Genomic DNA, 20,493 nt, shown 5'->3' with positions numbered 1-20,493 from the left:
GCACGTTTCAGCGGCCGCGCAGGGTGCAACGTGCGCGTTGGCTGGAAGGTGCGCGTTCGCGCGCGGAAGTGACCGAATGAGCCGTTCGCTCACCGTGGGCCACGTCCCGCGCACGTTTCAGCGGCCGCGCAGGGTGCAACGTGCGCGTTGGCTGGAAGGTGCGCGGCCAGGGGCGCTGGGCGTGATCGACTATCCCGTCGACCCGCTCGCCACCGCCGGAGGTTCGCTGCCGGACAACAGTATCGACGCGATCAGCTCGGGGTTGTCGGTCATCGGGACGTGTCCGACGCCGGGCACCGTGATGAAGCGCGCGTGCGGAAGATTCTTCTTTGCTCGTGCCATTTGATAGATCGGCAGCACGAGGTCGCGGCGACCCCATGCGATGGTGATGGGCACGCGAGGTTCCGCTGCGACCGGAAGCTCGAACGTTGCGTCGAGGCCCTTGTCCACCAGTGTGTTGGACAGTAGCGAGGCGGCGTCGACGACGGCATCATCGTAGGACACTCGGCTAGGGTGTGCGAAGAACGCAGAGATTGCCGGATAGCGTACAGCTTTGTACGACAGTAACTTCGGTGCATGATCGCCCATTCCGCGGGTGAGGCTGCGGAGCACTTGGAACGTGCCGATGGCACGACGACGGTCGCGGTCGTTGACGAAGAAGCCGGCGGGCGAGAGTGCAGTGGCCGAAGCGACGCGTCCGCGGCACGCGAGGGCAAGCGCCAACCATCCGCCGAGTGAGTTGCCGGCGATGTGGACTCGTGAGTCGGGTGTCTCGAACTCGGCGACCAGAGCACTGAGAGCGTCGACGACTTGCTCGAGCAGATCAGGCCCGCTCATGTCGAGGGCAGGCGATTCACCGTGGCCGAGGAGATCCACCGTGACCACTGTGCGGTACGGCGTCAGCAAGTCGACGACCGAGTTCCAGGCCTGCCTGCGATGAACGATCCCGTGGACGAGTACCAGGGTAGGGCCGGTGCCTGCGACGTCGTAACGCATTGTCATGCCGGTCATGGTAATGGTGCTCGCCTTCAGACAAGTGTGTTCGGCGTACGCGACCGGAGTCCACGGCATCGAACACGACGCTTTCGATGCAGAAGAAATGTCGGCGCGAGATGTCGAAAACGTACAACCGGCTCCGTCCCAGGGTTGGATGCAGCCACAGGGTTGCACGAACATAGGGAGATCATCATGGCGAAGTACCTTTTTCTGAAGCACTACCGCGGTGCGCCGGCGTCGGCCAACGATGTTCCGATGGATCAGTGGACCCCACAGGAGATCGACGCGCACATGCAGTACATGGAGGATTTTGCCGACAAGCTGCGCGCCACCGGCGAGTTCGTCGACAGTCAGGCGCTCAGGCCGGAGGGTACGTTCGTCCGCTACGACGGCGAAGGTAAACCGCCTGTCACCGATGGGCCGTTCGCGGAGACCAAAGATCTCGTCGCCGGCTGGATGCTCATCGACGTCGACACCTACGCGCGAGCGCTCGAACTGGCAGGTGAGCTGTCGGCTGCTCCCGGCGCAGGAGGCAAGCCCATCCACGAGTGGCTGGAGGTGCGTCCGGCAATGGGCTCACCCGCAACCATCGAAGACTGACTATGGACGACCTGCTGCTGCGGGAGCTCACACCTGCGGTGATCGGCGTCCTCACCCGTCGCGGTCTCGACTTCGCGTCGGCTGAGGACGCCGTGCAGGAAGCGCTGATCCAGGCAACTCGGACGTGGCCGAACGAAATGCCAGCGGACCCGAAGGGCTGGCTGGTCACCGTCGCGTGGCGAAAATTCCTCGACGGCCACCGGTCCGAGGAGGCCCGGCGCGCGCGCGAGTTCCGCACCTGGGCCGAACCACCACCGGGGCCGACGGAAAACACCGACGACACCCTGCAGTTGTTCTTTCTGTGCGCGCATCCGTTGCTGAGCCCGTCGTCGGCGGTGGCACTGACGTTGCGTGCGGTCGCCGGGTTGACCACCAAGCAGATCGCCGAGGCGTACCTTGTACCGGAATCGACAATGGCTCAGCGAATCAGCCGGGCCAAACGTGCTGTTCGCGATGTCCGGTTCGAGGAGCACGGAGATCTGTCGACGGTGCGACGGGTGCTGTATCTGGTCTTCAACGAGGGCTACACGGGCGATGTCGACCTGGCGTCGGAGGCGATTCGTCTGACCAGGCAACTGACCGTCCTGAGCGACGACGAGGAAACCTCGGGCTTGTTGGCATTGATGTTGCTGCACCAGGCCAGACGCAGTGCGCGGACACGACTCGACGGCAGTCTGATCCCGCTGGCCGAGCAGGACCGATCGCAGTGGGACACAATTCTCGTCGCCGAAGGCGTCGACATCCTGCAGGCAGCGCTCGCGCGTGACCGCCTCGGCGAGTATCAGGTGCAGGCCGCGATCGCAGCGCTGCACGCCGACGCACAGTGCGTCGAGGAGACCGACTGGGTGCAGATCGTCAGCTGGTACGACGAGCTGGTACGGATCACCGGCAGCGCTGTGGTGCAGTTGAATCGGGCGGTTGCGGTGGGGGAGGCCGACGGCGCGGCGGCGGGACTGGCCGAGTTGGCGGCCGTCGATCGTAGTGTGCCGAGATATGCCGCAGTGTCGGCGCACCTGCATGAGAAGGCAGGTGATCTACATACGGCTGCAAGGCTTTACGTCGAAGCAGCTGGGCTGGCATCCAGCCTCGCCGAGCGTCACCATCTCACGCGTCGAGCCGCTCGGATCGGTCAGCAGCGGCCGGGCATCACCGAGGCGTGAGCGCCCGTGGGGCGAGCCGAACCAGCTGAGTGACGTGCTCGGGAGTGAGTTCTTCGAGCGAGCTGACGCCGAGGAGCCGCATCGTCCTGCTCACCTGCTCACCGACGATCTCGATCATGCGGTTCACCCCGTCCTCCCCGCCTGCCATGAGGCCGTACAGGTAGGCCCGTCCGAGAAGTGTGAAGCGCGCACCGAGGGCGACGGCTGCCACGACGTCCGCTCCCGACATGATGCCGGTGTCGACATGGATTTCGTACTCGCTGCCGACCTCCTTCACGACCTCGGGTAGCAAGTGGAAGGGTATCGGCGCTCGATCCAGTTGGCGGCCGCCGTGGTTGGAGAGGATGATGCCGTCGACGCCTACGTCGGCGACCTTCTTGGCGTCGGCGATGTTCTGGATTCCCTTGACGACGATTTTTCCTGGCCACTGTTCCTTGATCCAGCGAAGGTCGTCGAAATCCACTGTGGGGTCGAACATCGTATCAAGCAATTCGCCGACGGTTCCGGACCACTTGTCGAGCGATGCGAACGACAGTGTGTCGGTGGTCAGAAAGTCGTACCACCACCACGGACGTGGAATCGCGTTCGCGACGGTTCCCAGAGTCAGCTGCGGAGGAATGGAGAAGCCGTTTCGTCTGTCGCGCAGCCGCGCTCCTGCTACCGGAACATCGACGGTGACGAGGAGTGTGTCGAATCCGGCGTGCGCTGCCCTGTCGACGAGTGCCATGGAACGGTCGCGGTCTTTCCACATGTACAACTGAAACCAGTTGCGGCCCCTGGGGTTTGCAGCTTTGACGTCCTCGATGGCGGTAGTGCCCATGGTGGACAACGAAAACGGAATTCCGTGCTTCGCAGCCGCGTGGGCACCTCCGATTTCACCCTCGGTGTGCATCAGTCGGGTGAAGCCGGTGGGTGCAATACCGAACGGCAGGGCCACCGGAGCACCGAGAACATCCCACCCGGTCGAGACGTTTGCGACGTTGCGCAGTACCGAGGGGGTGAATTCGATGTCCTCGAATGCCTGGCGAGCCCGACGAAGTGAGATCTCGGCTTCGGCGGCGCCTTCGGTGTAGTCGAATGCCGCTCGTGGAGTGCGTCGTTGCGCGATCTTGCGCAGGTCGTAGACGGTCTGGGCCTTGGCGAGGCGGTTGGCCTTGAAATCGAAGCTCGGCTTCTGGAACTGCATGAGCGGTGCGAGATCGCGAATTTTGGGCAGGTGGCGCTGAGTCATCGACGGTCCTCGCTGGTGCAGATTCGGTGTGGTCTGACCACACTAACGCGGCCGCTGACCGTGCCGCAAGACATCGAGGTTCTCAGCTAGCACTGTGCCTGATGAAGTTGGAGACGGCGCCGGCCAAGTGGGCGCGCATCTGCGCCCGAGCACGGTCCAGATCGCCGGATCGAAGGTCGTCGAGCAACGCGCGGTGCTCGATCGCCAACTCCTGCCGCTGCGGATAGGAGTCCTTGATCTGTGCCAGGCACAGCTGGATCTCGTCCTGCAGCGTCGAGTAGACCCGGCTCAATCGAGGACTCCCGACGGCGTCGACGATCGCGACATGGAACGCGGTGTGGGCCTCGACCCGTCGGACCCAGTCTGCAGTGTCCGGTAGTTGCTCCATGACGCTCAGCTGCGCGTGCGCTTCGTCGAGCGACAGGTTGCGCTCGACTATCGCCGATACACATTCGAGTTCGAGTGGCAGTCGAACGAAGTACAGATCGCGCACGTCCGAGATATCGAGATCGGGAACGATCAAAGACCGTCCCTCGGACTGCACCGCGAGATGTCGGGCTGTGAGCACTTGCAGCGCCGAACGGACCGTGGGTCGAGCTACTCCGAATTTCTCCGACAGACCGGTCTCGGTGAGTGGTGTTCCCGGCTCGAGTTCGCCGGACAGGATCAGCGTTCGAAGTTCGTCGACCAGCGCGTCGCGGGTCGACACGGTGTTGAGGACGTTCATCGTGCTTCCTGTGCCGCCTCGGCGAACGCGCGCATGGACGGGAATTCGACTGCGTAGGTGAACTCGCCCGTGGGCTCGGGAGTCGCGCCCCAGCCGGATCGATCATGGCGACGGTTGATCCACACCGAGTCGAGGCCATGGGTTTTCGCGGGAACGTGATCGTGGAACAGGCTCTGGGCGACGTGGAGTAGCCGATCCTTGGGGATCTGTAGTTCGGTAAGGGCCACGTCGAGCGCTTCGAAGTGGTTCGGGGCGGGTTTGTACGCGCCGACGTCCTCGGCGGTGATGATGCGGTCGAAGTGCACGTCGAGTCGGGCATTGCTGCCGGCGAACCCCGCGCGATGCACGTTCGACAGGATGATGAGCGTGTATCTCTCGGCGAGCGAGGCGAGTGCGTCGTGGCTGTCGGGAAACGCGGGCCAGTCCGGGACCGAACTTCCCAGTTTCTGCGCCCACTGATTCGACACGCTCACGCCGAGATCCTCGCCGGTGCGACGAAAGGCGTCGGCGAGGATCTCGGGGTACAGCGCTGTGGGTGATTCGGTCTGGGACCGCGCTTCGTTCTGCCCATAAGTCGCCAGCAGGTCTTCGTCGCCCACGGTCAGCCCGACCTCTCGCGCCCACGGGGCCAACACGGCGGTGATGCCGCTTTCCCAGTCGATCAGGGTTCCGTAGCAATCGAAGCTCACGGCGTCGTAGTCGGAGAGGTTCATCGGGATCCTGTCGTGTGACGGTATGACTGTTATACAGTAACACCGCAACGGCAGGTCACTCTTCGGTGAGCTCCGGCGCCAATTCGCGTGTCGCCATGCCGCCGTTCTTTCCCTCGTCCACTGGGCCCGGGTGCCCACCCTTCGGTTCGTCGTCGTGCTCTGCTGCTTTGCCGGTTGCCCGGTCGGCTGCTTTGTCGGTTGTCATGTGAAGTGAATAGCCGGTACCCGGTCGGTTCAACCACTGGGCGGTAACTCAGTCGAACGTCACGCGCACCGTGATCGGCGTCGTCTGCAGCGCTGCGAACGTGGCACCGACAATCCGGCCGAGCAGCGGGTTGCCCGCGAAGGATCGCGCCCGGGCTGTGATGTCGTCGTCGTGAACGAACGCTGCAGTACCGCTGCGCCAACGATTGCCGACGCGGAGGCGGACAGCTGGATCGTCGGCGATGTTCGCTCCCCACCCGGACCTGGTGCCGTGCTGGGAGATGATCCATGCCCCGGTGTCGTCGAACTTCGCCGAGACCGGCACGCGTCGGGCGAGACCGGTTGTACGACCGACGGTTTCGATGTCGGTCATCAGCGACACCTGCACGCCTGCCCGCGTCAGGCCACGCATCAACGGATTGGCGAAGTACCGACCGACAAAGCGCTCGCGCTTGAACTTGCGCAGCGTCGGATCCGCCCCGGTGGCACCCCGTCGACTGCGGAACGCGTCGATGCCGTTGCGCTGCACCATGGTCGCGGCAGTCTTCCACAGTGATCGATGCGGATCCGGGGCCTGTCCGTTTCCGACCAGTTGAAGTTGATCGGTGTGCCACTGCAGGTCGAGAGCGCCGTCGAGCGACTTCGACGTTGCGTACTTCTTCGGAAGGCCGAGGGTGATCTGTGGCGAGTCGAGACGGTCGACGTCGTCACGGATCAGGGCATGCCCCGCTGCCGTCACCACTGCAGTCGGCCTACCGAGGCCGACCACGTCGCAGTCTCCCGACCCGACGGCCATGCTCATCGCCGATCTCGTACGAAAGCCCCCGGTCACGGCGAGGGGGACGTCGCCCGCGGCGCGTCGCACCTCTCGCGCATAGTCCAGGAAGTATGCCTCCCGCTTCGCCGTGCTGTCGGAGACCGCCACCGGGCGGCCCATCATCGCCGGTGACTCGTAGCTGCCGCCGCTGATCTCGATCAGGTCGATGCGCTCGCCGACAAGATGCTCGACGACCAGCCGCGACTCCTCCTCGGTGAACCCGCCCTTCTGGAAGTCGGCCGAGTTCAGCTTGATTCCGACGGCGAAGCTCGGCGAGACGGACGCCCTGATGGTGCGGACCACCTCGAGAACGAACTGCATGCGCCCGTCGATGTCGCCGCCCCATCGATCCTCGCGCTTGTTCGCCGCGGGTGAAAGGAACTGCGACACAAGATATCCGTGCGCTCCATGTATCTGTACGCCGTCGAAGCCTGCGGACTCGGCAACCGATGCGGCGATGGCGAACCGCTCCACGATGTCGTCGATCTCGTAATCGGTCAGGGCGCGCGGCGCGGGGATGCCGGGGATATTGGGGGCGATCGCCGACGGTGCGACTGGTGTGGCGTGGGTAGCGAGTGGATTCGCCTGCCGTCCTGGGTGATTGAGCTGCATCCATACCGGTGATCCGCCGTCGCCAGTCGATTTCGCCCAGCGCGTGAGTGCGTCCACGTCGCGGTCGTCTTCGATGACGACGTTGCCGGGCTCACCGATGTGTTTCCGATCGACCATGACGTTTCCGGTCACCACCAGGCCGTATCCGCCCGCTCCCCATTGCGTGTAGAGGCGTTCCAGTCTGATGTCGGGTGCGTGGTCGGGTGTGCCGAGTCCCTCGCTCAGCGCAGCTTTCATGATTCGGTTGGGAAGTATCTGGCCGCATGACAGTGTCAGCGGCGAGGACAGGGTGCTGACTCCGCTTCGCTCGTCTGTGTCCATGGTGACTCCTCATCGCGGGCGCGGCGGCTATGCTGATGTGCATAGCTTTGTCGAGCGTATGTGTAACCATCGGTTACGTCAATGCTTGCCAAGCCGGGGACTCGAGGAGGGGCTGTGAGTAGAAGTACTGCCCGTGACGACATGTTGCGGAGTGCAGCGCTGCTGTTTCGTGAGAAAGGAGTCGAGGCGACGTCTCTCGCTGAAGTGATCGAGCATGCCGGCGCCCCTCGCGGGTCGATCTATCATCATTTTCCCCGGGGAAAGCCGCAGCTCGTGGAAGAGGCGACGAGGACTGCAGGTGCCCTGATGGGGTCGATGATCTCGTCGGGTCTGGCGAACGAAGGCCCGGCAGCCACTCTGCGAGCAATCATCGGCGGGTTTCGTGTGCAGCTCGAAGCCACCGATTTCACCGCGGGCTGCCCGGTCGCGCCCGCGGCGCTCGAGGGTGCGAATTCCCCCGCGGCGCTTGCGGCCGCAGGGGAGTCGTTCACCTCGTGGGAGGACTCCATTGCTGCTTCGCTCTGGCAGCGTGGTCTGTCCCAGGAACGCTCCCGGACTCTCGCGACGATGGTCATTTCCTCGTTCGAAGGCGCCTTGATCATGGCGAAAGCCCAGCGCAGCACAGTCGCTCTCGATCGCGTGGAGGTCGAGCTGTTGCAGTGGCTCGAGGTGGCTCTCGACGGCGTGGATGGTCGCTGAAGGCCGAACCCGGTATTGCTATTACTCAAAGTTACAGCTACCTTTCGAGTCGTGCCGCTATGGAGCGCGTCATAATTCGAAGGGGTTGAACCTGTGTCTCAGTCAGTCGTGTCACGTCATAGAAGTTCCGTACTCACGACTCGACAGCGCTGGGCGGCGCTGGTGGTGATTTGTGCAGCCGAACTCCTCGTCGTGCTGGACAACACCGTCGTCAACGTCGCGCTGCCATCGATGGGTCTGCAGTTGCGGTCGAGCATCAGCGGACTGCAATGGATCGTCGACGCCTACACGCTCACCTTTGCGGGCCTGTTGCTCGCTTTCGGGCATCTCGGGGACCGGTACGGGCGCAAGAAGGTCATGATCGTCGGACTCGTCGGGATTGCAGTGATGTCGGTCTTCGGTGCGGTGGCCGCAGACCTCGGTCAGGTAGTCGTCGCTCGGGCCGCGATGGGCGTGTGTGCAGCGGCAGTGTTCCCCGCGACCCTCGCCTTGATCATCAACATCTTCACCGACGCGAGGGAACGTGCACTCGCCATTGCCGCGTGGACGGCGATGGCAGGGTTCGCCATCGCCATCGGTCCAACCGCAGGCGGCTTTCTGCTCGAGCACTTCTCGTGGCATTCGGTGTTCTGGATCAACATCCCGGTGGCAGCTGTGGTGGTCGTAGCAACGATCGCTGTGGTTCCCGAGTCACGCGCCTCGCACGTCGGGAAGTACGACCCGATCGGAATCGTGTTGTCCCTCCTCGGCATCACCGTGCTCGTTTGGGCGATCATCGAGGCGCCGCATCAGGGCTGGTTGTCGACGATCAGCGTTGCCGCGTACATCGGCGGAGCGCTGTCTCTCGTGGCGTTCGTGTGGTGGGAACTTCGCACCGACTCTCCGGTTCTCGACATGAACCTGTTCAGAATCAGGCGGTTTTCGCTTCCGGCGCTAGCGATTGCCGTGGCTTACTTCAGCATGTTCGGCTTTCTGTTCATGATCACCCAGTACTTCCAGGGCGTGATGGAACTCAGCCCGCTCGAGTTCGGGATTCATTCTTTGCCCTTCGCAGCGTCGATTGCGGTCGGCGCACCCGTGGCAACCCTCATTGCGCAGCGGATCGGGACGACTGCGGTGATCGTGTTCGGGTTGCTCGTGATGAGCGCGGGGATGTTCATCGCAGGACAAGTCGAAGTCGAAACCCCTTATATGGGACCAGTGTTGATCTCCATGGTATTGATGGGCCTCGGGCTCGCGATCGTCCAGGGGCCGGCGACGGAGTCGATCATGTCCTCGGTGTCGCTCGACGAAGCGGGAGCCGGTTCTGCAGTCAACGATACGACCCGCGAAGCCGGCGGGACCCTTGGTGTGGCAGTGCTCGGCTCCATCGTCGCATCGATCTACACGACCAAGGTGGGACCGAGGATCGACGCGATTCCCGACGCCATCATGGAGCCGTATCAGAAGGCGTTCGCACGGGAGACCGTCGTCAGCGTCATCGAGATCGTGAAGGCACCGACCAACCCACTGTTCGCCACTCAGAAAGCTGAGTTGGTGTACGCGATGAAGGCTGCGTCGCTCGAGGGCTTCCAACTTGCTTCGTTCGTCACCGTGGGCGCGGCGTTGACGTGTGCGGTCGTGGTGGCGATCTTCTTACCCTGGAAGCGACCCGAGGGCGGCGGACTTCTGGTGACAACCCGGTAGAGGCGCATATCCTGGCACCATGGCCGAGGCGATCGACGAGCACTTCCTGTCAACTGTGTCGACCTTTTCGTCCAGGCTCCGGCCACTCGACGCGGCATTGACGCCGGTTCGCGCGCTGGAACTGTTCGATGCCCAACTCGGCAGCCGTCATCTCGATCTCGCGGCACGGTGGCTGCGTTCGCAGGGCAAGGGCTACTACACCATCGGTTCCTCCGGGCACGAGGCCAACGCTGCGGTGGCAGGTGCGCTTCGCTCGACGGATCCTGCTCTGCTGCACTACCGTTCCGGGGCCTTCTTCCTCGAGCGCGCCAGGCAAGTCGGCGGCAGCGAACCGATCAGGGACGTGCTGCTCGGGCTCGTGGCGGCGACCGAGGAGCCGATCTCCGGCGGCAGGCACAAGGTGTTCGGGCGCGCCGATCTCGCGGTGATTCCCCAGACGTCGACGATTTCCTCGCACCTGCCGCGTGCTGTCGGGGTCGCGTTCTCGACCGCGCGTGCCCATAAGCTGGGGGTGGACTGTCCCTGGCCGCGTGATGCGGTGACGGTGTGCAGCTTCGGCGACGCCTCGGCCAATCACTCCACGGCCGTCGGCGCGATCAACACCGCCGTACATGCTGGTTACCAGGGTGTTTCGATGCCACTGCTGTTCGTGTGCGAGGACAATGGGATCGGCATCAGCGTGCGAACCCCGTCCGGATGGATCGCGTCGAACTTCGCCGGCCGCGCCGGTCTCGAGTATTTCCACGCCGACGGAAGCGATCTAGGGGCGGCGTACGACGCATCGACGGCCGCAGTCGACTGGGTCCGCCGTCACCGTCGACCGGCGTTTCTGCACATCACGACGGTGCGACTGATGGGACATGCGGGATCGGACGTCGAGTCGGCCTACCGAACGCCGGCCGAGATCACGTCCGAGTATTCACGGGACCCGGTACTCGGAACCGCATGTCTTCTCATCGACGCCGAGGTGCTCACCGCGGAGGAGGTCATCGAGATGTACGAGGCCAAGCGCACACACGTGATGGACGCTGCCCGGGACGTGTGCGGGTGTCCACAACTGGACAGCACCTCGGCTGTGATGGCGCCACTGACCGAATTGGCCGCGGCAGTTGGTCGGTCGGAAGCCGACAGTGCGGAATCGGCAGCCGGGTCGACCCTTGCGCAGTCGATCAACACAGCGCTGCTGCAGATCCTGGCGATGTATCCGCAGTCGATACTGTTCGGCGAGGACGTTGCCCGCAAGGGCGGCGTGTACGGCGTCACACGCGGATTGCAGGCCAAGATGGGATCGACGCGAGTGTTCGACACCGTTCTCGACGAGCAGGCGATACTCGGATTGGCTACCGGTGCAGGTGTTTCCGGACTTCTGCCCATTGCCGAGATTCAGTACCTCGCGTACCTGCACAATGCCGCCGACCAGATCCGAGGCGAGGCGTCGACGCTGCAGTTCTTCTCCAACCGGCAGTACCGCAACCCGATGATCGTCAGAGTCGCAGGCTACGGTTACCAGAAGGGGTTCGGTGGACATTTCCACAACGACAACGCAATTGCCGCACTGCGTGACATCCCCGGCATCGTCCTCGCGTCACCGTCCCGGCCCGACGATGCCGCGGCGATGCTCCTCGCCTGCGCGGCCGCTGCGGTCAGCGACGGTGCGGTGTGTGTATTCCTGGAACCCATTGCGCTGTACCACACTCGCGATCTTCACGACGATGGTGACGGCGGATGGCTCGGATCGGGAACCGCCACGACTGTTCGAATCGGACAGGCCGGAGTGCACGGGGACGGAACGGATCTCACCATCGTGACGTTCGGCAACGGCGTCAGGATGAGCCTTCGCGTCGCACGACAACTGCAGGAGCGGGGTATCGGAGTGCGCGTCGTCGACCTTCGTTGGTTTGCACCGCTACCCGTCGACGACATTCTCGATAACGCGCGCGCGACGGGCAAGGTAGTGGTCGTGGACGAGACCCGCAGGTCCGGGGGAGTGAGCGAAGGAGTTGTGACGGCGTTGGTCGACGCAGGATTCGACGGCGTGATCAGGAGGGTCACCAGCGAGGATAGTTTCATCCCGCTCGGCGACGCGGCACTGGAGGTTTTGTTGTCCGAGGACAGTATCCTCGACGCTGCGTTGGGGATGGTCGACGGGTCCCGGTGACCGAACGAGCCTTTCGGTCACTTGCGGCGACCGAACGAGCCTTTGAGTCACTCAGAGTGACCGAACGAGCCTTTCGGTCACTTGAAGTGACTGAATCAGCCGTTCGGTCCGAAAACCCCGGGCCCGCCTACGCCGTATCTTGGATGGTGACCACGAACGGCGTCAGCAGCGACGCGAGGTCGGCCGCGACATCGGCCGAGTTGTCCGGCGGCATGGAGACGTAGCTCAGGGCAAGCCGAACCACCGTGCGGCCTAAGACATCGGCGTTGTGAGCCGACGCCCGAAGCCAACTGCGCTCGAAGGTTTGAGCCAACCGGACCGCGGCGTGCTCGATGAGAATCCCGCTCTCGGTCGTGACCAGCCTGAGCAGATCCGGGGGAGGATCGTCGGTGAGCATCGAGAGCACGAGTGGGTCCGAGGCGCTTCGGCTGAAGAACTCGGTGAACGCCACGTACAGGGTTCGCAGAGCGTCACCTTCATTGGTATACACAGCATCGTCGACGGCCGAGACGAACGAGTCGGTGAGCCGAAGCGCGTACCCCTGAGCTAGGCCTTTGCGTGTGCCGAATTCCTTGTACAGCGTCTGCCGGCTGATGCCGGCTGCTTTGGCGACATCGGTCATGTTGACCGTCGACCACGTGCGTTCGAGCAGCAGATCGTGCAAGCCGTCGAGGATCGTGGTGCGCATCAGGTTGGTCGCCGCGCTCTTGTAAGGGCTCGGGTTCACCGGATGGGTTGTCACGACGGCCAGTCTATCCGCCGTGTACGCGTGGACCCGAGCCACCGCCGTCATGGTCGGCTGATCTCCACCATGAAGAAGTCCGCTTTGGCGGCACCGCAGTCGGGGCAGCTCCAGTCTTCCGGGATGTCGTCCCACTTGGTGCCGGGTTCGATTCCGTCTTCGGGCCAGCCGAGTTTCTCGTCGTATTCGAACCCGCACTGAATGCACTGGTAGAGCTTGAAGTCGGTGGACATGTCATCCTGCTTTCTGTTCGAAGTCGATCTTCTCCCGTACACCGCAGTCGGGGCACGGCCAGTTGTCATCGACGTCTGCCCAGGCGGTTCCTGGAGGGAAGCCCTCGCGCGGTGCCCCTGCCGCCTCGTCGTAGACGTAGTTGCAGACGGGGCATTCGTACGCTGCCATCACTCGTTGCCCGAGTCTGCGCCGTAGCGGGCCAAGATCTTCTCGCGCTTGCTCGGCTCGATGTTGACGGCGGTGATGTCACCTCGGTAGTGCTCCAACACCCTGTGGTCCATCACCTTTCGCCAGATCGGCGGGAAGTATGCGAGCGAGATCATGCTGGCGTAGCCGCTCGGCAGGTTCGGCGCACCTTCCATGCTGCGCAAGGTCTGATAGCGCCGAGTCGGGTTCGCGTGGTGATCACTGTGTCGCTGGAGGTGATACAGAAAGATGTTGGTGACGATGTGATCGGAATTCCAGCTGTGAGCAGGAGCGCAGCGCTCGTAGCGGCCCGAGGCGGTCTTGGCGCGGAGCAGTCCGTAGTGCTCGAGGTAGTTCACCGTCTCGAGCAGCGAGAAGCCGTAGACAGCCTGGATGACCAGGAACGGGAGGATGCTGACTCCGAACACTGCCGTCAGGACGCCGAAGAGGACCACGGACATGAGCCAGGCGTTGAGGACGTCGTTGCGAATGTTCCACGTGGGCTTGCCGAGTCGTTCCATCCGAGTCTTCTCGATCTCCCACGAGGACTTCAGGCTGCCCCACACGCTGCGGGGGAGGAAGCGCCAGAAGCTTTCGCCGAACTTGGAGCTCGCCGGATCCTCGGGGGTGGCGACGCGTACGTGGTGGCCACGGTTGTGCTCGATGTAGAAGTGGCCGTAGAACGTTTGGGCCAGTGTAACTTTGGACAGCCAGCGCTCGAGGCTGTCTTTCTTGTGCCCCATCTCGTGGGCGGTATTGATGCCGACGCCTCCCATGACGCCGACGCTGATGGCCAGGCCGATCTTCGACATCAGGCCGAGTCCGCCGTCGATTCCCAACCAGCTGAGATTGTCCGCAGTCCACAGGTAGCACGCGATGACAAGGCTGGCGAGCTGGAACGGGATGTAGATGTACGTGCAATAGCGGTAGTACTTGTCGTTCTCCAGAGCTTCCATGACCTCGTCGGGCGGGTTCTGCCCGTCCGGGCCGAAGAAGAGGTCGAGCAACGGAAGCAGTCCGTACACCAGGAGTGGTCCGATCCACCACCACACCGGTGACACAGCGTTCCAGCCCAGCATGTTGAACGCCCAGATCAGTCCGATGGCCAGGAACACCGCGGTCGGTGGCACCAATCCCATGAGCCAGAGATATCGCTTCTTGTCACGCCACTCGTCGACCGGGGTATTCGACTGCGGACTCATCTGGGTTGCCACGACGGATCTCCTTTGTTCGGGCGGACCCACCGGCCGAGCGAACCGGTGGTGTCCATCACTTGATACATGACAATACACCGAAAATGTAAACCGTCTAGACAAAATGCAAAATTTGTCCAGACAGGTGTGACTGAGTCGGTCGCGATGCGTCGTGAACAGCTGTAACGGGCGAATTGCAGTGGTCACAGTTGCGAAACATCACCGCTACGTCTGATTCGTACAGTTCGCTGGTTGGCTCCGCGAACAAGCCGTGGGGCACAGGCCGAGGGGTAGTAAGCGTATGAGTGGAAATACCGTTCGTCTGCAGGCGATCAAAGACGTCGAGGCATATGTACCGCCTGCGGTGAGCTTTGTCGGGGACGAGAAGCCGGGCGAGATCTTCGGCGAGAACGTCTTCAGCAAGGTCGTCATGCAGAAGCGCCTTCCCAAGTCCGTGTTCAAGTCGGTCATGGCGACGATCGACAAGGGCAAGAAGCTCGATCCCATGGTGGCCGACGCCGTCGCGTCGGCGATGAAGGATTGGGCTCTCGAGAAGGGTGCGACGCACTACGCGCACGTCTTCTACCCTCTCACCGGGTTGACGGCCGAGAAGCACGACAGCTTCTTCGACCCCGTCGGTGACGGCAGCGCGCTCGCCGAATTCGCCGGCAAGACCCTCATTCAGGGTGAGCCCGACGCGTCGAGCTTCCCCAACGGCGGTCTGCGGAACACCTTCGAGGCCCGCGGCTACACCGGCTGGGACGTCACCAGCCCGGCATACGTTCTCGAGAACCCCAACGGCAACACGCTGTGTATCCCGACGGTCTTCGTGTCCATGACCGGCGAAGCGCTCGACCACAAGACGCCGCTGCTTCGTTCGCAGCAGGCGATGGGCGGGCATGCCGAGCGAATCCTGAAGCTCTTCGGGCACGAGAACATCGAGAACATCGTCTCGTTCTGCGGTCCTGAGCAGGAGTACTTCCTTGTCGACCGGCACTTCTTCCTCGCCCGGCCTGATCTGCTCAACGCCGGACGCACGCTCTTCGGCTCGAAGCCGCCCAAGGGCCAGGAATTCGACGATCACTACTTCGGTGCGATCCCCGAGCGCGTGCTCGGCTTCATGATGGACACCGAACGTGAGCTGTTCAAGCTCGGCATTCCGGCGAAGACTCGGCACAACGAGGTTGCGCCGGGGCAGTTCGAGATCGCGCCGATGTTCGAGCGAGGCAATATCGCGGCGGACCACCAGCAGCTGCTGATGACGACGTTCAAGACGATCGCCAAGAAGCACGGCATGGAATGTCTGTTCCACGAGAAGCCGTTCGAAGGTGTCAACGGCTCCGGCAAACACGTCAACTTCTCGCTCGGCAACTCCGACCTCGGGTCGCTGCTAGTTCCTGGAGACAACCCGCACGACAACGCGCAGTTCCTGGTGTTCTGTGCGGCAGTAATCAGAGCCGTCCACAAATACGGTGGTCTGCTGCGCGCCTCGGTGGCGTCGGCGACCAACGATCACCGACTCGGCGCCAACGAGGCTCCGCCCGCGATCATCTCGATCTTCCTCGGCGACCAGCTCGCCGACGTGTTCGACCAGATCGCCAAGGGCGCGGCAACGTCGTCGAAGGGCAAGGGCACCATGATGATCGGTGCAGACACCCTGCCCGTGCTGCCGACCGATCCGGGCGACCGCAACCGCACAAGCCCGTTTGCCTTCACGGGCAACAGGTTCGAGTTCCGTGCCCCCGGTTCGATGCAGACCGTCAACGGTCCGATGGTCACGATCAATACGATCATGGCCGAGGCCCTCGACTACATGGCGACCAACCTCGAAGCCGCCGTCGCCGACGGCACCGACTTCGATACTGCCGTGCAGAACTTGCTGACGGAAATCATCACCGAGCACGGCGCCGTGGTGTTCAACGGCGACGGCTACTCCGACAACTGGCAGGTCGAAGCAGAGGCACGCGGACTGCCCAACCTGCGAACCACGCTCGACGCGCTCCCCGAGCTCATCAGTGAGTCCTCGATGGAGCTCTTCGAGAAGTACAAGGTCTTCAACCACCGAGAGATGCACTCGCGGTACGAGATCGGCCTGGAGCAGTATGCGTTGACGGTGTTCGTCGAAGCACGGTTGACGCTGGAGATGGGACAGACGTCCATCCTCCCGGCTGCTGTTCGCTACCAGACCGAGTTGGCGCAGAACGTGTCTGCGCTCAAGGCCGCGGGCGTCGATGCCGACATGACAGCGCTCGAAGCCGTGACTGTTCCGCTCGGCGAACTCAAAGCTGCCTTGGCATCGCTGAAATCTGCATTGGAAAGCGATCCGGGCGGGGATGCGTTGGCCGAGGCAGAGCACGCGAAAGAGGCTCTGTTGCCGGCTATGGCCGCGGTCCGATCTGCGGCCGACGTTCTCGAGGCAATGGTGGCGGACGATCTGTGGCCGCTTCCGACGTACCAGGAGATGCTCTACATCCTGTAAGCCGGCATTCGAAGGCCGCGGCTCCGCCGCAGTGGCACGGTTGAGTGCACAGGAACATACTCAACCGTGCCACTGGCGCGGGCGCTTTTCGGCACTGGCGCGGGCGCTTTCGGCACCGGCGCAGGGATCAGAAGTCAACCTTGGCGCGCGAACGGACCTTGCTGACGATGGTGAAGACGATGGCGATCGTCAGCAGCGTGTAGAGCACGACGGTGATCTCGCTACCGATGAGGATGGTGGGGTCACCCTCGCTGACGGCGAGCGCGCGTCGCAGCGAGTCCTCCGCCAGGGGGCCGAGGATGACAGCGATCAGCACCGGGGCAAGCGGAATGCCGTAGCGCCGCATCATGAACCCGAGGATGCCGAGACCGAGCATGAACATCAGATCCACGGTGGACGCGCTCGATGCGTAGACGCCGAGGGCAGCGAACACGGTAATCCCCGCGTACAAGTAGTTCTTGGGGATCTTCAGCAGCTTCGCCCACAACGGCGCAAACGGCAGGTTCAGGATGAGTAGAACCACCATCGCGACGAACAGGCTGGCGATCAGGGCCCACACGATCTCGCCGCTGCGCTCGAACAGCAACGGTCCCGGCTGCATCCCGTACTGCTGGAACGCCGCAAGCATGATCGCTGCAGTTGCCGATGTCGGCAGACCCAACGCGAGGAGTGCGCCCATCGCCGTGCCGGCGGTGGCGTTGCCTGCTGCCTCCGGACCGGCGACCCCGCGGATGGCGCCCTTACCGAACATGGGATTTTTCCTGTTGCGGTCGAGCCTGCGCTCGGTGCCGTAGGCCAGGAAGCTCGGTACCTCGGCGCCGCCGGCCGGGATGACCCCGAATGGGACACCGAACGCGGTACCGCGCAGCCAGGCCGGGAGAGCATCCCGGAACTCGGACCGGCTCAGGAAGGGGCGACCTTCGGAGGCGATGAGCGAGGTGTCCTCCGGGCGTCCGATCTTCGATGCCACGTGGATCACCTCACCGAGAGCAAGCATGGCCACGGTGATGACCACGATGTGGATGCCGTCGAACATCGCGGGCACCTCGAACGTGAAGCGCGACGCGCCGGACGGGCCGTCGATGCCGATGACGGCGAGAGTCAAGCCGATCAGCAGCGCAGTCAGACCCTTGAGCGCCGAGTCCGATACCACCGCGGAGGTTGCTACGAAAGCGAAGACGGCCAGCGCGAAGTACTCGGCAGGACCGAAGTTCGTCGCAAGATCGGCCAGCGCGGGTGCGAAGAACACGACCAGTGTGGTTGCGACGATGCCACCGATGAAGGCGCCGATCGCGGACGTGGCCAGTGCCTGGGGCGCTCGGCCGTTCTTCGCCATCCGGTGGCCCTCGAACGTGCCCGCGATCGCGGTGCTGTTGCCGGGGGTGTTCATCAGGATGCCGGAGATGGAGTCACCGAAGAGTCCACCGAAATACACGCCGGCGAACATGATGAGCGCTGCGGTCGGGTCGAGGGTGAACGTGACGGGTAGCAACAGTGCGACGGCCATGGCTGAACCGAGGCCGGGGAGCACGCCCACCGCAGTACCGAGCATGGCGCCGACGAGAACCCACACGAGGTTCATCGGCGTCAGGGCAGTCCCGAAGCCCTCGAGGAGATTGCTCAACGAATCCATCAGAACACCTCCGCCAGAATGCCACCGGGGAGAGTGAGTCCGAGTCCGCCCGAAAACGCGATCTGCACCGCGGAGGAGACCAACAATGCGATGGCGGCGTCGAACACGTACCGACGGCTACCGAGTCCGATCGACACACCCCAGAACAGGAGTGCACCGGCCAGAACCCACCCGAGCGGGTCCAGCAGAACGATGAAGACGGCCACCGAGGCGACGGTGATCCCCGTTGTGCGCCAGTTGCTGACGCTGCCCGTGTGCGCTACGCCGTTGGCGTCTACCCCGCGGTCTATGACGTCGGGTTTGAGGATCAGCTGGATCGTAACGAGGATTGCAATGATGAAGCATCCGCCGGCAACGATCGACGGGAATACCTGTGGGCCTGGCGATGTCGCTGTTTCCGGGACGGTCATCGTCACCGTGCCGTAGACCAGAAATGCACCGAGGGCAACGAGCAGTGCCGGGACGACGAGGCCACTGCGGCCGGTCCAGAACGAAGCCTCGGGGGTTTTGGACGGAACAACGGGATCGTTGCCCGGGGAGGACTTCGTCTCGGAGGTCATACGAGTCCCAACTCTCGAAGGATGTCCGTGATGCGGGATTGTTCGGTCTCGAGGAACTCGCCGAACTCATCACCGGTCATGAAGGATTCTTTCCATCGATTTCGTTCGATGGCGCTGGCCCACTGCTCGGTCTCCGACATTTCGGTGACGATATCGATCAGTGTTTGGCGGTCCTCGTCGGAAATCCCGGGTGGTGCGACGAAACCGCGCCAGTTGACCAGGTCGACGTCGTATCCGAGTTCGGCGAAGGTGTCGACGTCGATTCCTTCCACCGGCTCCGGTGCCGCGACGGCGAGTGCACGGACGTTGCCGGCTTCGATCTGATCGCGAAAGTCGTTGAAGCCGCTCACCGCAACGCCGACGGTGTTCGAGAGCAGTGCGGTGAGCACCTCGCCGCCGCCGGAGTAGGCGATGTAGTTGATCGCCGCCGGATCGATGTCGGCTTGTTGCGCCAACTGCCCGGCAACGATGTGGTCGATGCCGCCGAGGGAACCACCGCCGATGGGTAAGCCACCCGGGTTCTCTCGCCAGGCCGCGATCATGTCCTCGACGCTCTGGTATGGCGAGTCCTTCGGAACGACGAACACTTCGAAGTCCTCGGCGAGTTTGGCTATGGGCACCGTGTCGGCCAGCGTGGTCTCGGAGTTGTTGATCGCGATTCCACCGAGCATGACGGTGCCGGTGACCATCATCGTCGTCGACTGACCGGACAGGGCTTCGAGCTGGCTGAGTCCGATCGTGCCGCCTGCGCCCGGCACGTTGACCACTTGCGCGTTGTTGACGATGTTGTCCGAGCGCATCGCCTGCTGTGCTTCGCGTGCAACGAGATCCCAGCCGCCGCCGGCGGCGGCTGGCGCGATCAACGTCAGTTTCGCGCGGGCGTCGGAGCCGCTCTCACTGCGGCTCGCATCAATGCCCGCGACGGTCACCGCACCGATCACTGCGACTGCGAGAATAGATTTGGACAGAGTGGGCGAGAACTCCATCAAAAGCCTTTCGTGTGATGTGTCACAGTGCAACTGTAGATACGCTTTGTCCGATTAGTCCAATCAACTGCAGCAAACGAATGGAGACACAATGTCGGTAGCCGTGGTCACGAGCGACTCACCCGAAGGTCGCGAGGCCCTCGTTCGGGCGGTCGAAGAGGCGAAGCTACGCGGCCTGGAGTTGATCGCCCTGACCGTGGTCGATGCCAACTCGGTCACCGAAGAGGACAGGGAGGCAACAACACTCGCAACTCGGCAGGTCTTGGCCAGTCGCGGAATCTCGGACGCCGAGTTCTCTGTTCGGGTCGAACCGGACGCCGGCGATCCCGCAGGCGCAATCGTCGACCTCGTTGCGGACACGGGAGCGTCACTGTTGGTGATCGGCTCGCGTCGACGCTCGGCGGTCGGCAAATTCCTGATGGGCAGCACCGTGCAGCGAGTGTTACTCGACAGTCCAGTTCCCGTTTTGGTCGTGAAGGCTCCGTGAGCGCTGAGTGACCCGCTAGAATCGGACATTACCGACCACCACCACAAGCAGAGGATTCATGGACAGCGA

At 63.3% G+C, this 20,493-nt stretch carries 20 protein-coding genes; 7 read left to right on the top strand and 13 right to left on the bottom strand.

The genetic code is table 11. From position 1 onward, the window contains the following. Window positions 1-189: 189 nt before the first annotated feature. Window positions 190-1,002: an alpha/beta fold hydrolase gene (locus ACODSO_RS25300; protein ID WP_489039451.1), complete on the bottom strand. Its 813-nt coding sequence runs from the start codon at window positions 1,000-1,002 to the stop codon at window positions 190-192. Between the two features lie 186 nt (window positions 1,003-1,188). On the opposite strand from ACODSO_RS25300, the gene ACODSO_RS25295 reads away from it, so the two are divergent. Together ACODSO_RS25295 and ACODSO_RS25290 are read left to right on the top strand one after the other, a co-directional pair. Then, window positions 1,189-1,596 carry a YciI family protein gene (locus ACODSO_RS25295; protein ID WP_489039450.1) on the top strand — a complete coding sequence of 136 codons (408 nt, stop codon included), beginning with the start codon at window positions 1,189-1,191 and terminating at the stop codon, window positions 1,594-1,596. A 2-nt stretch (window positions 1,597-1,598) separates the two neighbouring features. Continuing rightward, window positions 1,599-2,756, top strand: coding sequence for an RNA polymerase sigma factor (locus tag ACODSO_RS25290; RefSeq protein WP_489039448.1), 1,158 nt, complete (start codon window positions 1,599-1,601; stop codon window positions 2,754-2,756). Here the strand turns inward: ACODSO_RS25290 and ACODSO_RS25285 are convergent. From ACODSO_RS25285 to ACODSO_RS25265, 5 genes are all read right to left on the bottom strand, one after another. Continuing rightward, entirely contained in the window at window positions 2,743-3,987 is a 1,245-nt protein-coding gene (locus ACODSO_RS25285; protein ID WP_489039447.1) for an alpha-hydroxy acid oxidase, read from the bottom strand. The two genes, ACODSO_RS25290 and ACODSO_RS25285, sit on opposite strands and share 14 nt — an antisense overlap. 82 nt (window positions 3,988-4,069) lie before the next feature. Next, the gene (locus tag ACODSO_RS25280; protein ID WP_489039446.1) at window positions 4,070-4,714 is read right to left on the bottom strand and encodes a GntR family transcriptional regulator; all 645 of its coding nucleotides are present in this window, start codon (window positions 4,712-4,714) and stop codon (window positions 4,070-4,072) included. Then, the gene (locus ACODSO_RS25275; RefSeq protein ID WP_489039445.1) at window positions 4,711-5,427 is read right to left on the bottom strand and encodes a haloacid dehalogenase type II; all 717 of its coding nucleotides are present in this window, start codon (window positions 5,425-5,427) and stop codon (window positions 4,711-4,713) included. The genes ACODSO_RS25280 and ACODSO_RS25275 overlap by 4 nt, the downstream gene beginning before the upstream one ends. 55 nt (window positions 5,428-5,482) lie before the next feature. After that, window positions 5,483-5,632 carry a hypothetical protein gene (locus tag ACODSO_RS25270; RefSeq protein ID WP_489039444.1) on the bottom strand — a complete coding sequence of 50 codons (150 nt, stop codon included), beginning with the start codon at window positions 5,630-5,632 and terminating at the stop codon, window positions 5,483-5,485. A 48-nt stretch (window positions 5,633-5,680) separates the two neighbouring features. Next, window positions 5,681-7,381 carry a nitroreductase/quinone reductase family protein gene (locus tag ACODSO_RS25265; protein ID WP_489039443.1) on the bottom strand — a complete coding sequence of 567 codons (1,701 nt, stop codon included), beginning with the start codon at window positions 7,379-7,381 and terminating at the stop codon, window positions 5,681-5,683. A 114-nt stretch (window positions 7,382-7,495) separates the two neighbouring features. Here ACODSO_RS25265 and ACODSO_RS25260 point away from each other — a divergent pair, with 114 nt between their 5' ends. From ACODSO_RS25260 to ACODSO_RS25250, 3 genes are all read left to right on the top strand, one after another. Beyond that, window positions 7,496-8,080, top strand: a complete 585-nt coding sequence (locus ACODSO_RS25260) for a TetR/AcrR family transcriptional regulator (protein ID WP_489039442.1) — start codon at window positions 7,496-7,498, stop codon at window positions 8,078-8,080. A gap of 93 nt (window positions 8,081-8,173) precedes the next feature. Beyond that, window positions 8,174-9,766 (top strand): MFS transporter, encoded by a 1,593-nt coding sequence (locus tag ACODSO_RS25255; protein ID WP_489039441.1) that lies wholly within the window; start codon window positions 8,174-8,176, stop codon window positions 9,764-9,766. Between the two features lie 19 nt (window positions 9,767-9,785). Beyond that, the gene (locus tag ACODSO_RS25250; RefSeq protein WP_489039439.1) at window positions 9,786-11,924 is read left to right on the top strand and encodes a thiamine pyrophosphate-dependent enzyme; all 2,139 of its coding nucleotides are present in this window, start codon (window positions 9,786-9,788) and stop codon (window positions 11,922-11,924) included. Between the two features lie 127 nt (window positions 11,925-12,051). Here the strand turns inward: ACODSO_RS25250 and ACODSO_RS25245 are convergent, their stop codons facing one another. From ACODSO_RS25245 to ACODSO_RS25230, 4 genes are read right to left on the bottom strand one after another with little or no spacing between them, the layout of a single operon-like run. Continuing rightward, complete coding sequence (locus ACODSO_RS25245; RefSeq protein ID WP_489039455.1) at window positions 12,052-12,675, bottom strand: TetR/AcrR family transcriptional regulator; 624 nt, start codon at window positions 12,673-12,675, stop codon at window positions 12,052-12,054. Between the two features lie 38 nt (window positions 12,676-12,713). Next, window positions 12,714-12,899, bottom strand: coding sequence for a rubredoxin (locus ACODSO_RS25240; RefSeq protein WP_489039438.1), 186 nt, complete (start codon window positions 12,897-12,899; stop codon window positions 12,714-12,716). A gap of 1 nt (window position 12,900) precedes the next feature. Beyond that, window positions 12,901-13,068, bottom strand: a complete 168-nt coding sequence (locus ACODSO_RS25235) for a rubredoxin (RefSeq protein ID WP_489039437.1) — start codon at window positions 13,066-13,068, stop codon at window positions 12,901-12,903. Beyond that, on the bottom strand, window positions 13,068-14,288 hold the full coding sequence (locus ACODSO_RS25230) for an alkane 1-monooxygenase (RefSeq protein ID WP_489039454.1): 1,221 nt from the start codon (window positions 14,286-14,288) through the stop codon (window positions 13,068-13,070). Before ACODSO_RS25230 ends, ACODSO_RS25235 begins: the two co-directional genes overlap by 1 nt. A gap of 292 nt (window positions 14,289-14,580) precedes the next feature. Between ACODSO_RS25230 and ACODSO_RS25225 the strand changes: the two genes are divergently transcribed. Continuing rightward, window positions 14,581-16,758 (top strand): glutamine synthetase III family protein, encoded by a 2,178-nt coding sequence (locus tag ACODSO_RS25225; RefSeq protein WP_489039436.1) that lies wholly within the window; start codon window positions 14,581-14,583, stop codon window positions 16,756-16,758. Window positions 16,759-16,885: 127 nt separating this feature from the next. Here ACODSO_RS25225 and ACODSO_RS25220 read toward each other — a convergent pair whose 3' ends face one another. From ACODSO_RS25220 to ACODSO_RS25210, 3 genes are read right to left on the bottom strand one after another with little or no spacing between them, the layout of a single operon-like run. Beyond that, window positions 16,886-18,391, bottom strand: a complete 1,506-nt coding sequence (locus ACODSO_RS25220) for a tripartite tricarboxylate transporter permease (RefSeq protein WP_489039435.1) — start codon at window positions 18,389-18,391, stop codon at window positions 16,886-16,888. Continuing rightward, the gene (locus ACODSO_RS25215) at window positions 18,391-18,951 is read right to left on the bottom strand and encodes a tripartite tricarboxylate transporter TctB family protein (RefSeq protein WP_489039434.1); all 561 of its coding nucleotides are present in this window, start codon (window positions 18,949-18,951) and stop codon (window positions 18,391-18,393) included. Before ACODSO_RS25215 ends, ACODSO_RS25220 begins: the two co-directional genes overlap by 1 nt. Beyond that, the gene (locus tag ACODSO_RS25210; RefSeq protein ID WP_489039433.1) at window positions 18,948-19,937 is read right to left on the bottom strand and encodes a Bug family tripartite tricarboxylate transporter substrate binding protein; all 990 of its coding nucleotides are present in this window, start codon (window positions 19,935-19,937) and stop codon (window positions 18,948-18,950) included. Before ACODSO_RS25210 ends, ACODSO_RS25215 begins: the two co-directional genes overlap by 4 nt. Window positions 19,938-20,028: 91 nt before the next feature. Between ACODSO_RS25210 and ACODSO_RS25205 the strand changes: the two genes are divergently transcribed. Then, complete coding sequence (locus ACODSO_RS25205) at window positions 20,029-20,424, top strand: universal stress protein (protein WP_489039432.1); 396 nt, start codon at window positions 20,029-20,031, stop codon at window positions 20,422-20,424. Window positions 20,425-20,493 lie beyond the last annotated feature (69 nt).

Source organism: Rhodococcus sp. FG69 (genome assembly GCF_057808915.1).
The sequence above is the reverse complement of the archived record's forward strand: the minus strand, read 5'-3'. Positions and strand labels throughout refer to the sequence as shown.

Coding starts and splice junctions, on each gene's coding strand:
- ACODSO_RS25225 (WP_489039436.1), top strand. CDS start 14,581: ATGAGTGGAAATACCGTTCGTCTGCAGGCGATCAAAGACGTCGAGGCA.
- ACODSO_RS25220 (WP_489039435.1), bottom strand. CDS start 18,391: ATGGATTCGTTGAGCAATCTCCTCGAGGGCTTCGGGACTGCCCTGACG.
- ACODSO_RS25210 (WP_489039433.1), bottom strand. CDS start 19,937: ATGGAGTTCTCGCCCACTCTGTCCAAATCTATTCTCGCAGTCGCAGTG.
- ACODSO_RS25205 (WP_489039432.1), top strand. CDS start 20,029: ATGTCGGTAGCCGTGGTCACGAGCGACTCACCCGAAGGTCGCGAGGCC.
- ACODSO_RS25235 (WP_489039437.1), bottom strand. CDS start 13,068: ATGGCAGCGTACGAATGCCCCGTCTGCAACTACGTCTACGACGAGGCG.
- ACODSO_RS25240 (WP_489039438.1), bottom strand. CDS start 12,899: ATGTCCACCGACTTCAAGCTCTACCAGTGCATTCAGTGCGGGTTCGAA.
- ACODSO_RS25280 (WP_489039446.1), bottom strand. CDS start 4,714: ATGAACGTCCTCAACACCGTGTCGACCCGCGACGCGCTGGTCGACGAA.
- ACODSO_RS25290 (WP_489039448.1), top strand. CDS start 1,599: ATGGACGACCTGCTGCTGCGGGAGCTCACACCTGCGGTGATCGGCGTC.
- ACODSO_RS25215 (WP_489039434.1), bottom strand. CDS start 18,951: ATGACCTCCGAGACGAAGTCCTCCCCGGGCAACGATCCCGTTGTTCCG.
- ACODSO_RS25275 (WP_489039445.1), bottom strand. CDS start 5,427: ATGAACCTCTCCGACTACGACGCCGTGAGCTTCGATTGCTACGGAACC.
- ACODSO_RS25250 (WP_489039439.1), top strand. CDS start 9,786: ATGGCCGAGGCGATCGACGAGCACTTCCTGTCAACTGTGTCGACCTTT.
- ACODSO_RS25300 (WP_489039451.1), bottom strand. CDS start 1,002: ATGACAATGCGTTACGACGTCGCAGGCACCGGCCCTACCCTGGTACTC.
- ACODSO_RS25285 (WP_489039447.1), bottom strand. CDS start 3,987: ATGACTCAGCGCCACCTGCCCAAAATTCGCGATCTCGCACCGCTCATG.
- ACODSO_RS25270 (WP_489039444.1), bottom strand. CDS start 5,632: ATGACAACCGACAAAGCAGCCGACCGGGCAACCGGCAAAGCAGCAGAG.
- ACODSO_RS25265 (WP_489039443.1), bottom strand. CDS start 7,381: ATGGACACAGACGAGCGAAGCGGAGTCAGCACCCTGTCCTCGCCGCTG.
- ACODSO_RS25230 (WP_489039454.1), bottom strand. CDS start 14,288: ATGAGTCCGCAGTCGAATACCCCGGTCGACGAGTGGCGTGACAAGAAG.
- ACODSO_RS25295 (WP_489039450.1), top strand. CDS start 1,189: ATGGCGAAGTACCTTTTTCTGAAGCACTACCGCGGTGCGCCGGCGTCG.